General features: G+C 42.1%; 13 protein-coding genes. 10 read left to right on the forward strand and 3 right to left on the reverse strand.

All coding sequences use genetic code 11. The features are described 5' to 3' along the window. Window positions 1–13 precede the first annotated feature (13 nt). The 5 genes from CWC18_RS02980 to CWC18_RS03000 all read left to right on the forward strand — a co-directional run bounded on the left by CWC18_RS02980 (window position 14) and on the right by CWC18_RS03000 (window position 5,143). The gene (locus tag CWC18_RS02980) at window positions 14–1,420 is read left to right on the forward strand and encodes a YcjX family protein (RefSeq protein WP_138674682.1); all 1,407 of its coding nucleotides are present in this window, start codon (window positions 14–16) and stop codon (window positions 1,418–1,420) included. Further along, on the forward strand, window positions 1,417–2,445 hold the full coding sequence (locus tag CWC18_RS02985) for a TIGR01620 family protein (protein WP_138674683.1): 1,029 nt from the start codon (window positions 1,417–1,419) through the stop codon (window positions 2,443–2,445). Before CWC18_RS02980 ends, CWC18_RS02985 begins: the two co-directional genes overlap by 4 nt. Before the next feature lie 146 nt (window positions 2,446–2,591). Further along, window positions 2,592–3,770, forward strand: a complete 1,179-nt coding sequence (locus CWC18_RS02990; protein WP_138674684.1) for a trans-sulfuration enzyme family protein — start codon at window positions 2,592–2,594, stop codon at window positions 3,768–3,770. A gap of 221 nt (window positions 3,771–3,991) precedes the next feature. Beyond that, entirely contained in the window at window positions 3,992–4,789 is a 798-nt protein-coding gene (gene phhA / locus CWC18_RS02995; RefSeq protein WP_138591249.1) for a phenylalanine 4-monooxygenase, read from the forward strand. 9 nt (window positions 4,790–4,798) lie between these two features. Further along, entirely contained in the window at window positions 4,799–5,143 is a 345-nt protein-coding gene (locus tag CWC18_RS03000; protein WP_138674685.1) for a 4a-hydroxytetrahydrobiopterin dehydratase, read from the forward strand. 112 nt (window positions 5,144–5,255) lie between these two features. Here CWC18_RS03000 and dapD read toward each other — a convergent pair whose 3' ends face one another. The 3 genes from dapD to map all read right to left on the reverse strand — a co-directional run bounded on the left by dapD (window position 5,256) and on the right by map (window position 9,749). Beyond that, window positions 5,256–6,083, reverse strand: a complete 828-nt coding sequence (gene dapD / locus CWC18_RS03005) for a 2,3,4,5-tetrahydropyridine-2,6-dicarboxylate N-succinyltransferase (RefSeq protein WP_138591226.1) — start codon at window positions 6,081–6,083, stop codon at window positions 5,256–5,258. Window positions 6,084–6,093: 10 nt separating this feature from the next. Further along, on the reverse strand, window positions 6,094–8,712 hold the full coding sequence (glnD, locus tag CWC18_RS03010) for a [protein-PII] uridylyltransferase (protein WP_138674686.1): 2,619 nt from the start codon (window positions 8,710–8,712) through the stop codon (window positions 6,094–6,096). Window positions 8,713–8,957: 245 nt separating this feature from the next. Further along, complete coding sequence (map, locus tag CWC18_RS03015; protein ID WP_138591224.1) at window positions 8,958–9,749, reverse strand: type I methionyl aminopeptidase; 792 nt, start codon at window positions 9,747–9,749, stop codon at window positions 8,958–8,960. A 268-nt stretch (window positions 9,750–10,017) separates the two neighbouring features. Here map and rpsB point away from each other — a divergent pair, with 268 nt between their 5' ends. The 5 genes from rpsB to CWC18_RS03040 all read left to right on the forward strand — a co-directional run bounded on the left by rpsB (window position 10,018) and on the right by CWC18_RS03040 (window position 14,020). Further along, window positions 10,018–10,746, forward strand: coding sequence for a 30S ribosomal protein S2 (rpsB, locus tag CWC18_RS03020; RefSeq protein WP_010361623.1), 729 nt, complete (start codon window positions 10,018–10,020; stop codon window positions 10,744–10,746). Window positions 10,747–10,848: 102 nt separating this feature from the next. After that, window positions 10,849–11,700, forward strand: coding sequence for a translation elongation factor Ts (gene tsf / locus CWC18_RS03025; RefSeq protein WP_010361624.1), 852 nt, complete (start codon window positions 10,849–10,851; stop codon window positions 11,698–11,700). Window positions 11,701–11,850: 150 nt separating this feature from the next. Continuing rightward, on the forward strand, window positions 11,851–12,588 hold the full coding sequence (pyrH, locus tag CWC18_RS03030; protein ID WP_119862042.1) for a UMP kinase: 738 nt from the start codon (window positions 11,851–11,853) through the stop codon (window positions 12,586–12,588). Window positions 12,589–12,611: 23 nt separating this feature from the next. Beyond that, a complete protein-coding gene (gene frr / locus CWC18_RS03035; protein WP_010361626.1) occupies window positions 12,612–13,169 on the forward strand; it encodes a ribosome recycling factor in 558 nt (185 codons plus the stop codon). Between the two features lie 77 nt (window positions 13,170–13,246). Next, a complete protein-coding gene (locus CWC18_RS03040) occupies window positions 13,247–14,020 on the forward strand; it encodes an isoprenyl transferase (protein WP_138591222.1) in 774 nt (257 codons plus the stop codon). Window positions 14,021–14,022: the final 2 nt, after the last annotated feature.

A 14,022-nucleotide genomic window follows, 5' to 3' on the forward strand; every position in this document is an offset into this window, starting at 1 on the left:
GTGTGCCCCTTATATGAATACTAAACGTTTTAGCAAAGACACGTTCGATAAATTTAAAAGTACAGCACAAAAGACTTTACATAGAAGTCTTGATCAACATATAAAGCTTGCGGTCACTGGGTTTAGTGGTAGCGGAAAAACGGCTTTTATCACGTCACTTATCAAGCATTTAACATCTCAAACGAATAAAACAAACTTGCCATTTTTTGACGTAATAACAGAGCAGCGCTTAATAGCAGTAAAGCAAATACCACAACGTGCTTTGGACATTCCTAGTTTTGATTATACCAGTGCAGTGAGTTGCTTGTTAAATGACACACCAACATGGCCGTCATCAACACAGCGTATAAATACGTTAACCCTTGCACTTAAATTTGAATCACGGCATGTGCTAAAACAGCATTTGTCACCGGTGAGTACCGTTTATTTAGAGCTGATTGATTATCCTGGTGAATGGTTAGTTGATTTACCCATGTTAAATCAAGACTATCAGGCATGGAGTCAAGCTGTTCTTAATGTATTAAAGCAACCGCAGTATCGGGGTTATGCGAAAGCGTTTTTAGACATGTTAGCAAGCTTTGATGATGATGCAGCGGTTGATGAGTCTATTTTAAAGCAGTTATCTCAGCACTATCAACAATTACTCGTAACTCTAAAAGCAAAGACAAAAATAGCTCAGTTACAGCCTGGAAGAATGCTTATTCCTGGCGACTTAGCGGGGGCTCCAGTACTCTTGTTTTTCCCTTGCGTTAGTGCAGGAGAGCATTCGAACGATAGTCAATATAGTCATTTACAGAGCCGTTTTAATGCCTATAAACAGCAAGTGGTAACACCGTTTTATAAACAACATTTTTGTCAGTTTGATAGGCAGATAGTGCTGGTTGATGTATTAAGTGCTTTATCAGATGGGCCGGACACATTAAAAGAGCAAGAAGATGCGCTGCGCAATATTGTGCAAGTATTTGATTATGGCCGTTCAGGGTTACTCAAGCGGCTGTTTTATCCGAAGATAGATAAGGTTTTATTTGCTGCAAATAAGTGCGACCACGTAAGCTATGAGCAGCAACCGTTATTAGCAAAGCTGCTCCATAGTATGTTACATGAGCAAAGTAATGATTTACGCTTTGCAGGGGTTGAGATAGACACCATGGCGATTTCAGCGGTACAAAGCACGCAACAAAAGCAAGTTGTTGAAGCTGGGAAATCACTCAATTGCATCCAAGGTAAACCCAATAATGAACAGCACACGATTACATTTTTACCCCCAGAGCCCCCATCACATCGATTAAGTCGCGCTCAGTGGCCAGCACAGGGCTTCGACTTTTTATCTTTTGCCCCATTACCTGCGCAAGAGGGGCGTTTGAGCCATGTTCGATTAGATCACGTCCTGCAATTTTTATTAGGAGACAAGCTACGATGAGCGACCCACAGAATTTGCGCGCAGGCAGGCGCATTAGCACTGATGAACTTCCCCAAGCAGTGCCCCAGTTTATGGAGGCTGGAAAGCGCATCGAGCAGACACAGGAAAATTCAAGTTCTGATGGCGAGCAAGGTGTATTCAATAATAGTGATGTATTAGAACAAGAACTTGAGCATACTTTTAAGCCAAAGCGTACATTGCTAACGGTGAAAAAACTATTGCTGATCAGCTTGGTTGTTTTAGTTGCCGTCGAAGCTATTTACGGTGTAATAGAAGCCATTACGCAATCGTGGCTGTTAGGTGGCTTATATATTTTTGTACTGTCGCTGAGTTTCGTCGCACTGATACGCTTTTTGTTCAGTGAATACCGTGCACTTAAGTTGTTATCAACACGTGAGCATATGCAAAGTGACGCGCAGCGTTTATTGAGTAGTACACAAATTGGCGAGGCTCAGCAGTGGTTAGCGCCTCTCCTTAAGTATCATAGCCAAAGCGACGTAAACACGTTCAATGCGACAATTAAAGTGCATCATACCGATAAAGAAGTGTTAGAGCTTTATCAAAATACCCTATTGAATACGCAAGACCAGCAAGCTAAAGCGATCATTAGTTCGCATGCAACGACCAGCGCCATGCTGGTGGCCTTAAGCCCCATGGCCTTGCTGGATATGCTGTCTGTACTATGGCGCGGGGTGCACCTTGTTGAGAAGCTGAGTCAGCACTATGGTATTCGCTTAGGGTATCGCAGTCGTATTACGTTATATAAATTACTATTAAAGCAAATGGTGTTTGCTGGAGCTGCTGAGCTGGTGTCAGATCTAGCGGCAACGAGTATGGGAGCAGAGTTACTCAGTAAGCTGTCTGCTAGAGCTGCACAAGGGCTGAGTGCGGGTGTATTTACCGCTCGCTTAGGCTATAAAGCGATGGAATTATGTCGTCCATTACCTAAATTAGCAAATAAGCCTAATTTATTGCAGGGGTCGATTGAGCAAATATTTAAAGCGTTATTGAATCGCAGCAAATAAAGTGAGTGACAACAATTGTATACAAGCTGTTAAATTTAATCATGCCTAACTAGCCATCTTACCATCTGGCGTGCTTGTGAATTATTATTCGTTGATTTATTTATTAGGTAAATAAATTTAAGAATAACAATTTAACAGGCTATTTTATGAAGAAGTATGATGACAACACGCAATGTATCCACGGCCCAGCCCATTTTGATGACCCTCATGGTGCATTAACGGCACCTCTGTACCAAACCTCTACATTTAAGTTTAAAGACGCGGCCCAAGGGGCTGCGCGTTTTGCAGGCGAAGAGTCTGGGTATATTTACACCCGATTAGGTAATCCGACAACGCGCGAACTGGAGCAAAAAGTAGCTGCTCTTGAGGGAATGGACGATGTAGCTGCAACCGCGACGGGGATGGGGGCTGTTTCAGCCTCTGTGTTAAGCTTCTTACAACAGGGCGATCATCTCATTGCCTCGAGTGCATTGTATGGTTGTAGTTTTGCATTATTTTCTCATATGCTGCCCAAATTTGGCATAGATGTCACGTTTGTTGATATGACCGATGAAGCCCAGCTTCAAGCTGCTGTTACGCCAAAGACCAAAATGGTCTTTGCTGAAACGCCAATTAACCCGAACATGACGGTACTTGATTTATCAATGATTGGGCGTTTTGCTGGACAACACAAATTGATCAGTGTGATCGACAATACATTTTTGACCCCTCTGTTACAAAAGCCTAAACAATTTGGCATCGATATTGTTGTGCACAGTGCGACCAAATATCTAAATGGACATGGCGATGTTGTTGCAGGTTTAGTATGTGGCTGTGCAGAACACATTGAATTGATAAAGCTGACGGTATTAAAAGATATTGGTGCAACCATTAGTCCACATGATGCATGGCTTATTAATCGAGGGCTAAAAACACTGGCTGTGCGTATGGCGAGGCATTGTGAAAGTGCGCAAAAAGTCGCTGAGTTTTTAGAAAAACACCCAAAAGTCTCTCAGGTATTTTATCCAGGATTACCATCTCACCCTGGATATAAATATTTGGGTGAGCAAATGAAAGGGGCTGGAGGTGTTATAGCTTTTGAAATTGCAGGGACATTAGCGCAAGGTGAGGCGTTTATTAATGCCACCGAGCTATGCACATTAGCTGTGAGCTTAGGTGATCCTGAAACGCTAATTCAGCATCCTGCATCGATGACACACTCACCGTATACGCCTGAAGAGCGTCAAGCTGCAGGGATCTCTGATAGCCTGATCCGTATCTCGGTTGGATTGGAAGCGTCTGAGGATATTATTGCTGATTTAGAGACTGCGTTTAAATCGATTTAGTGTAAATTTTAATATACATTATGGTGTTGTTTTAGTCTTTGTTTTAGGTGTTGTAAATATAAATTTACTCGGGCGTTCTTTAATGTTTACGTTTTTTGGTTTTGTGGCAAAGCCGTAATTGGGCTTTGCTATTAAACTTTTGCTTACTTTTACATAGTATCGTTGTCACAAGTTGAAACACGATTGATGTTCATTCGTGGCAGGTAACAATGAAGGTTTCTATGGCTAAGTCGAGCAAGTACACTTCTAAGCAACCCGATGAAAATGGGATTATTGCGTGGAGCGATGAAGAAAATAAAATTTGGTCTGAGCTGGTGGCGCGTCAGTTACAATGCATTGAAGGTAAAGCATGTGACGAGTACATGGAAGGGCTAAAAAAAATAAATCTCCCGCATGACCGTGTCCCACAGCTTGCTGAGCTAAACGCAGTACTCGCTCGTGAAACGGGCTGGCAAGTAGCGCCTGTACCCGCGTTGATTGATTTTGATGAGTTCTTTCGACTGCTAGCAAACAAGCAGTTCCCTGTGGCAACGTTTATTCGTTCGCGTGAAGAATTTGATTATCTACAAGAGCCTGATGTTTTTCATGAGATATTTGGTCATTGTGCAATGTTAACTAACCCTGCTTTTGCAGAGTTCACCCATAAATATGGTCAGCTAGGCTATGCAGCTGAAAAGAAAGATCGTGGTTACTTAGCCCGTCTATATTGGTTTACGGTTGAGTTTGGTTTGATGCAAACTGAAGATGGCCTGCGCATTTATGGCGGTGGTGTGTTATCAAGCCCGGGTGAAACACAATACGTTTATTCAGATAAACCTGAGATACAGCCGTTAAATGTGATTGATGTATTACGCACACCTTACCGAATTGATATTATGCAGCCAATTTACTACACCATAAACTCTATTAACGATCTATTTGATATTTCGCAAATGGATATTATGGCATTGGTTGCCCAAGCAAAAGAATTAGGCTTATTCGAGCCAAAATTTCCACCGAAACAAAAACTAGCAAGTTAAGGATTTTAAATGTCTGATTTAAATGCACAAAAATGTGAAGCGTGTCGTGCTGATGCGCCTAAAGTGTCAGATGAAGAGTTAGCGGTACTTATCAAGCAGATCCCTGATTGGGTGCCTGAAGTACGTGATGGGATCATGCAGTTAGAGCGTGTTTTTAAATTTAAAAACTTCAAGCTAGCATTAGAGTTTACCAATAAAGTGGGCGCGATGGCGGAAGATGAAGGCCATCATCCTGGTTTATTGACTGAATGGGGTAAAGTAACGGTTACTTGGTGGAGTCACTCTATCAAGGGCTTGCACAAAAATGATTTTGTTTGTGCCGCAAAAACAGACGACGTGTTTGCTGCATTATAATTATTGAGCAGCTTACCGATTAGGTAAGTTTAAAAAGCGTCTTATGAAGAATTTCAGGTCACTGAATAATTCATAAGGCGCTTTTTTATAAACGTATTAAAAATTTGAATTATCAATCGTTTATAGAACGTAATAAGGCATTGATCCCAACCTTTTCACGTGTTTGCTGGTCTACTTTTTTCACAATAATGGCAGCGTAAAGGCTATGAGAGCCATCTTTACTTGGCAAAGAGCCTGGTACAACAACGGCACCGGCTGGTACTCGCCCGTAATGGACTTCACCTGTTTCACGGTCGTAAATACGGGTGCTTTGAGAAATATAAACACCCATTGAAATGACTGCGCCTTCTTCAACAATCACACCTTCAACAATTTCAGAGCGTGCACCAATAAAACAATTATCTTCGATGATTGTCGGATTCGCTTGTAAAGGCTCTAATACCCCACCGATGCCAACACCGCCAGATAGGTGAACATTCTTACCTATTTGCGCACATGAGCCGACAGTGGCCCAGGTATCGACCATCGTGCCTTCATCAACATAGGCACCGATATTGACATATGACGGCATAAGGACCACATTTTTACCCACAAAGCTGCCTTGGCGTGCAACAGCGTTTGGCACAACACGCATGCCACCTTGTTGGAATTGCTCAGGCGTATAGTCGCTGAACTTTAACGGCACTTTATCGTAGAATTGATTTACGCCATCGCTCATCGGCTGATTGTCACGAATTCTGAATGACAGTAAAACGGCTTTTTTTAGCCACTGATGGACAACCCACTCACCGCTTATTTTTTCCGCTACACGTGCCGCACCCGAATCTAATAGGGCAAGAGACTGGGTGATAGCGTTATATACTTCCTCTGTTACTTGGTTAGGTGAGATCCCGTCTCGCTGTTCCCAAGCTTGTTCAATAATGCTTTTTAAATCAGACATAGTTTCCTCTTTACTCTGTTTCTGCATTTAATTTCTTCATCAGATCGCGTTGAAGCGCAGCTTTATGCTCTTCTGCAAGCGCTTGATAATCAGTATTTGATATTACAAAAAAGTCTTCTGCTCGTTCGCCAACTGTTGTAATTCTCGCAGCGTGAATGTGCAATGAATTCGCTTGAAAGACCTCGGCAATTTTTGTTAAAAGCCCTGGTATATCAATGGCTTGAATTTCAATTAAATTTCTATCAGCACGGGCATGAGGTCGTACAATGACTTTAGGTTTAATATTAAAGTCTTTAAAACGTTGCGAGCGATTTTTCTTGGTACGAATTTTCTTTTTCGGATCTTTTAAAATAACTTCTAAGCCACGGCGTATCGACTTGGCTCGGCTACTGCTCATCGGGTTGCCACTCACTTCTAAGATCACGAAGTTGTACACCACCGAGTTATCTTTGGTTGTCATGACTTGAGCGTGCTGTATTTGAGCTTTTTTGGAGCCGATGATAGTGAGTAGTTTTGAGAATAAATTGGCATTATATGGACTATACACAAATACTTGTGTGCCGCCATGCATGGCTTGCTCACCTACAACAACGCAAGGTGCGTTTAAGTCGTTTATTTTAAGTAAGTGTTCACTGTGCCATGAGATTTGCTGTTCACTGAATGCGGTGAAGTAGTTTGCTTTTAAACGTGACCAAATAGCATCAATATTTTCTTCATTAAACTCTAAGTTAATGAGCCGTTGTTTTGCTTGCTTCTTTTTGTCTCGAATTTGGTCGCGCATATCCATTGGGTTTTCTAGACCCAAACGTAAGGCATGTTGAGAGTGCAAATAGAGTTCTCGAAGTAGCGTGTTTTTCCAATCATTCCATAGGTTGTCATTGGTTGCGCGAATATCGGCCACAGTTAAGCAATACAAGTAATCAAGTTGACGTTCATTTTTTACAACTGATGCAAATTCGGCGATAACATCTGGGTCGTTAATATCTTTGCGCTGTGCGGTGACAGACATCAACAAGTGATTCTCAACCAGCCAAGAAACTAAGCGAGCATCCGAGTTAGTGAACCCATGTACTTTACAAAAGGCGAGCGCATCAACGGCGCCAAGCTCTGAGTGATCACCACCGCGACCTTTGGCAATATCATGAAAAATAGCGGCAAGGTAGAGTAGCTCTGGTTTATCCATGCGGGTGATGATTTCACTGCATAGCGGGAAGTCTTTCTTTTGCTCTTTATCAGTGTAAAGGTAAATATTGTTGATGAGCTTATGGGTGTGTTCATCTACGGTGTAGGCATGGAATAAGTCGAATTGCATTTGGCCAAAAATATTGCGCCATTGCGGTAAATACGCCGCAATCAAGCCATGCTTATGCATCAAAGTAAATGCTCTACCCATGCCATTTGGATGTTTTAGCAACCGTAAAAAAGCATCCCTACAACCGGCATAGTCTTGCAAATCACCGAGCAGTCGGCGACGAACTTGGCGCATTGTTCTTATTGTACTGGGCTCGATATTGGTGATTTCAGGGTGGTCGGCAATATGCTCGAATAACACCAGTAGTTGTTCTCTGCGAAAAAAGACCGAAGGATTTTTAACGCTAATTTTATTGCCAATACGTTCAAAGTTATCGTCCAACGAAACCGCTATTTGTTCGCTTTGGTCGGGTAAAATACTCTGTTCAAAATACGACAATAGCATTTGGTTCATTTCACGTACACGGCTCATGATCCGGAATAAGCGCTTCATCATTCGCTCTACAGAGGCTTTACCTTCAGACCCAAACCCAAGTATTTCAGCTGCATGGGGTTGATAGTCGAACAACAGTCGGTTTTCACATCGTCCTGCTGCCAAGTGCAGTGCAAATCGTATATTCCAAAGGTTTTCTAAGCACTCTAGTAGTTCTTGATATTCCTCGTGAGTGAGATAACCATGGTTGATTAATTCTTCAAGTGTTTCAGCATGGAAATGTTTTTTAGCAACCCAAAAAATAGTTTGCACATCTCTGAGGCCACCAGGGTTTTCTTTGATATTGGGTTCTAAGTTATACGCGGTGCCATGGCACTTTCTATGCCTTACTTGCTGCTCGTTGATTTTGGCAATGAAAAAGTCATCAGATTTCCAAATGGGTGTTTCTACAATATGACTTCTCAATCGCTCAAACTCGACATGATTACCACAGATAAGTCTACTTTCGAGTAAACAGGTGGTGAAATGTACATCTTCTTGTTTTTGTTCTAATACTTGATCATGGGTACGAACGCTGTGACCAATTTCTAAGTTTAGGTCCCACAGAAGTGTCACAAACTCTTCAAGTGCCGTGGTCATTTCAGCGTTGGGGGTGTCGTTAACCAGCAGTAAGAAGTCAATATCTGAATAAGGATGTAACTCACCACGACCATATCCTCCAACTGCAATAAGAGCCAATTCTGGGTAACGGGCTAACCCAGTGTCGTTGAATAACTTTATCAACAATCGGTCTATAAATTCAGCGCGAGAGTTAATGAGGTTGCGAACTGGCTGTTTTGAAAACTCATTGCTTAACCATTTATAAAAATAGTTTGCACAATCTTTTAAATCGCCAAGGTGCTGCGCGCTGTCGAGCAACGTTTTTACTTTATTAGGTAATGCCACTTAAGGCCCCCTGATCCGTCTTATTTAGGTTTATGCTATCGGTTATGGTGAGCACAGTAATGTATTCAGGCCCGATACCTTTGCAAAGGTGTATTAGCTTAGCTTACTGACTTGCGCACAAAGGGCAACGCTTGAAGCGCATTTTTTATAGAGATATGAGCGAAGTGAGTAAAGTACCGACCAGTCTTCACTCACTTTTCGCTAAATTATGGTTAATACGGATGACCCGTAATGAACCATGGTTGTTATGCTGTGTGCTCTATCACTCTATCGATGGTATCGTCATTACGGTGCGTTAAGATCTCCACACCATTGTCTGTAACCAATAAAGTGTGTTCCCACTGAGCAGACAAGCTGCGGTCTTTTGTCACTACAGTCCAGTTATCTTTGAGCACTTTACATTGACGCTTACCTGCGTTGACCATAGGTTCAATGGTTAAACACATGCCCGCTTTTAATGTTTCACCTGTCCCTGGTTTACCGTAATGCATGACTTGAGGTTCTTCGTGGAATTCAGCGCCAATACCATGGCCGCAGTATTCGCGTACGATTGAATAATTAAAACCTTCAGCATACTTTTGAATTGCTGCACCAATGTCACCTAAACGCGCACCTGGTTTAACCATTTTAATGGCAAGGTAAAGGCTTTCTTGGGTAATTTCAGCAAGGCGTTTGCCTTGAATATTTGGCGTCCCTACATGAAACATTTTAGATGTATCGCCGTGGTAGCCATCTTTGATAACGGTAACATCAATATTGACACTGTCACCATCTTTTAATGCTTTGTCATTGGGAATACCGTGACAAATTACGTGATTAACGGACGTACAAATCGACTTTGGAAAACCATGGTAATTAAGCGGGGCAGGGATGCCTTGTTGCTTATTTACAATGTAATCATGACAAATTGTATTTAGCTCGTCTGTTGTGACCCCTGGCTTCACATGCGGCTCAATCATTTCTAATACTTCCGCGGCTAAACGCCCGGCAATACGCATTTTTTCAATTTCTTCAGGGGTTTTAATCACTGCACTCATTCAGACTCCAAGTCGGTTATTTTAAGGTGGTTACAACGCACAATTTTTATACTGATTGTTGAGTTCTGTTATTTTATATGGTATAAAGCGCGCCGTCTTTTTACAAATTTATCTAAGAGATGTTTGTATTTAAGGCGACCACAATTTTATTTTAACACACACACATATCGACACATACACTTGGGTGCATGTCTTAGTAAAATACTGAACATGTTGGTGCTATGGGATATGTGGAGGCTTAACCCTAACTAACTTAGAGGAAATTAAAATGGCAAACGTTTCAATGCGCGATATGCTTCAAGCTGGTGTTCACTTCGGTCACCAAGCACGTTACTGGAACCCAAAGATGAAGCCTTTCATCTTCGGCGCTCGTAACCGTGTACATATCATCAACCTTGAAAAAACTGTACCAATGTTCAACGACGCACTTAAGTTCTTACAGAACGCTGCTTCTAACAAAGGTAAAATTCTTTTCGTAGGTACTAAGCGCGCTGCAAGCGAAGCAGTTAAAGAGTCAGCTCTTCAAAGTGAGCAGTTCTACGTAAATCACCGTTGGTTAGGTGGTATGTTGACTAACTGGAAAACAGTTCGTCAATCAATCAAGCGTCTTAAAGATCTTGAAACTCAAAGCCAAGACGGTACTTTCGAGAAGCTAACTAAAAAAGAAGCGTTAATGCTTACTCGTGAAATGGAAAAGCTTGAAAAGAGCCTTGGTGGTATCAAAGATATGGGCGGTCTTCCAGACGCTATCTTCGTTATCGATGCAGATCACGAGCACATTGCAATTCGCGAAGCTAACAACCTAGGTATTCCAGTAGTATCAGTAGTTGATACTAACTCGAACCCAGATGGTGTTGATTTCATCATCCCAGGTAACGACGATGCAATCCGTGCTATCCAGCTTTACACTGGCGCTGTTGCAACTGCTATCACTGAAGGCCGTGAAAGCAATATCGTTGCTCAAGCAGAGAACGACGATTTCGTTGAAGCTGAGTAATTAGCTGTCATCAAGTCTTCATCAATTCGTGATGAAGACTTGATATTCTTGAAGAGCGGTCATCCCGCTTCCCTAAACATATTCAGATCTGAGGATATACTAATGGCTGTAACTGCTGCCCTAGTTAAAGAATTACGCGAGCGTACTGGCGCTGGCATGATGGATTGTAAAAAAGCGCTAACTGAAACTGCTGGTGACATTGAACTAGCAATTGAAAACATGCGTAAGAGCGGTGCTGCAAAGGCTGCTAAGAAAGCGGGTAATATTGCTGCTGAAGGCACAATCCTTATCAAAGAAGGCGCAGGTTTTGCTGCACTTCTAGAAGTTAACTGTCAAACAGACTTCGTTGCTAAAGATGAGAGCTTCCTTGCGTTCGCTAACTCTGTACTAGACGTTGCTGCGACTTCTAAAGTTGCTGTTGCTGAGCTTCAAGCACAGTTTGAAGAAGCACGTGTTGCATTAGTTGCTAAAATCGGTGAAAACATCAACGTTCGCCGCGTTGAGTACATCGACGGTGCAAGCCTTTCTACATACCGTCACGGTGAGCGTATCGGTGTTGTTGTTGCTGGTGAAGCTGATGCGGAAACGCTTAAGCACGTAGCTATGCACGTTGCTGCATCTAAGCCTGAGTACGTAAACCCTGAAGACGTACCTGCAGACGTGGTTGAAAAAGAAAAAGCTGTTCAAATCGACATCGCGATGAACGAAGGCAAGCCTGCTGAAATCGCTGAGAAAATGGTTGTTGGTCGTATGAAAAAGTTCACTGGTGAGATCTCTCTTACTGGTCAAGCATTCATCATGGAACCTAAAAAATCTGTTGGCGATATTCTTAAAGAAAAAGGCGCAACAGTATCTAACTTCGTACGTTTAGAAGTTGGCGAAGGTATCGAGAAGAAAGAAGAAGATTTCGCTGCTGAAGTTGCTGCTCAAATCGCAGCTGCAAAAGGCGAGTAATCCCTCTTTTCTCAGCAAAAAAAGCAATGAGGCCATAATGGCGGATTTGCTTTTGCTTCAACGCTGAAAATTCTTTAAAATAACCGCGCATTTATGACTTTCATAAGCGCGGTTATTTTTTATCTCACTTTTACAAATGGCCCGGAAACTATGACTATCAATCGAAAACCTGTTTTTAGACGCGTTCTTCTCAAACTAAGCGGTGAAGCTTTAATGGGAGATGAAGGCTTTGGCATTGATCCAAAAGTATTGGATCGTATGGCACAAGAAATAAAAGAATTAGTAGAGCTCGACGTAGAAGTGGGTTTAGTTATCGGGGGCGGTAACTTCTTACGAGGTGGTTCATTGGCTGAAGCGGGTATGAACCGCGTAGTAGGTGACCACATGGGCATGCTTGCAACCGTGATGAACGGTTTAGCAATGCGTGACGCACTGCACCGTGCGTTTGTAAACTGTCGTTTAATGTCGGCGATCCCACTGAATGGCGTATGTGACGCGTACAACTGGGCTGAAGCAATTAGCTTGTTAAAGTCTGGTCGAGTTGTTATTTTCTCAGCGGGGACGGGTAATCCATTTTTCACAACAGATTCAGCTGCCTGTCTGCGTGGTATTGAAATTGAAGCCGATACGGTGATCAAAGCGACAAAAGTTGATGGCGTATTTAGTGATGACCCAGTTAAGAACCCTGACGCAACCTTGTATCGTCATTTGACGTACAATGAGATCATTGATCAAGAATTAAAGGTGATGGACTTAGCGGCATTTACGCTAGCACGTGACCATAATATGCCTTTAAGCGTATTTAACATGAATAAACCTGGCGCGTTAAAGCGTGTCATTATGGGCGAAGAAGAGGGCACTCTTATCTCTTCAGCACCTTCTGAATAATCAAACAAGACTAGGATTGAATTGTGATTAACGATATTAAAAAAGACGCGCAAGAGCGCATGCAAAAAAGTGTGGCAGCCCTAGCTAGCCAACTTTCTAAAATTCGTACTGGCCGTGCACACCCTGCATTGCTAGATGGCATCATGGTATCTTATTACGGTGCTGATACACCGTTAAATCAGGTTGCAAATGTATCAACAGAAGACTCTCGTACACTAACAATTAGTGTATTCGATAAATCTCTGGCTCAAGCCGTTGAAAAAGCAATTATGTCTTCTGACTTAGGTTTGAACCCAATGTCAGCAGGGACTATTATTCGCGTACCATTACCGCCGCTAACTGAAGAACGTCGCAAAGACTTAATCAAAATTGTTCGTGGTGAAGTTGAGGGTGGCCGTGTTGCTATTCGTAATATTCGTCGTGATGCCAATGGTGATATTAAATCTTTATTAAAAGATAAAGACATTTCTGAAGATGAAGCGCGTCAAGCTGAAGATGAAGTTCAGAAGCTTACTGACAAGTTTGTTAAAGAAATGGATACGCAATTGAGCGCAAAAGAAGCTGAGTTGATGGAAATCTAAGCAATTCAAAATTATTAGTTTTGCAACGCTGTCTGGGGTATACTAGGCGGCGTTTTTTTTTATAGAAATCGGGATTTATGAGTTTAAACGCTGACACAATTTCGCAGCAGTCATTGCCAAAACACATCGCAATTATTATGGATGGCAATGGACGGTGGGCGCAATCTCGCAATCGTCCAAGAACATATGGTCATAAAAAAGGCGTTGATGCGGTTCGTTCCGCAGTTCAATTTTGTTCAAAGCTAAAAATAGAATCATTAACTTTATTTGCATTTAGTAGCGAAAATTGGCGTCGACCTGAAGATGAAGTAAGTACATTAATGGATTTATTTCTTTTTGTACTGACCAAAGAAGTGAAAAAGCTTCATAAAAATAATGTTAAATTAAACGTTATCGGTGAAATATCTCGTTTTCCAAGCTCTTTGCAAGAGCGGGTGCAGGCAGCCCATGTGTTAACAGAGAATAATACCGGCTTACAATTAAATATTGCAGCAAACTATGGTGGTCGTTGGGATATAATGCAAGCGGCACAAAAACTTGCAATGCAGGCGAGTGAAGGAAAAATTCAGCCAAGTGATATCACGGAAGAAGCAATAACAAAACAACTTTCAATGGCACATCAAAGCGAACTAGATTTGCTAATACGAACTGGTGGAGACTGTCGTATAAGTAATTTTTTGCTTTGGCAAGCAGCATATGCTGAACTCTATTTCACTGATACACTCTGGCCTGATTTTAATGAAGAGGCGTTTGCAGAGGCGATTGCATGTTATGTATCTAGAGAGCGACGTTTTGGCTGCACGGGCGATCAAATAAAAGAACTACTCGCTGTGTCTAAAGTAACAAGTTAAAG

The organism is Pseudoalteromonas aurantia (assembly GCF_005886875.1).
Classification (GTDB): domain Bacteria; phylum Pseudomonadota; class Gammaproteobacteria; order Enterobacterales; family Alteromonadaceae; genus Pseudoalteromonas; species Pseudoalteromonas aurantia_A.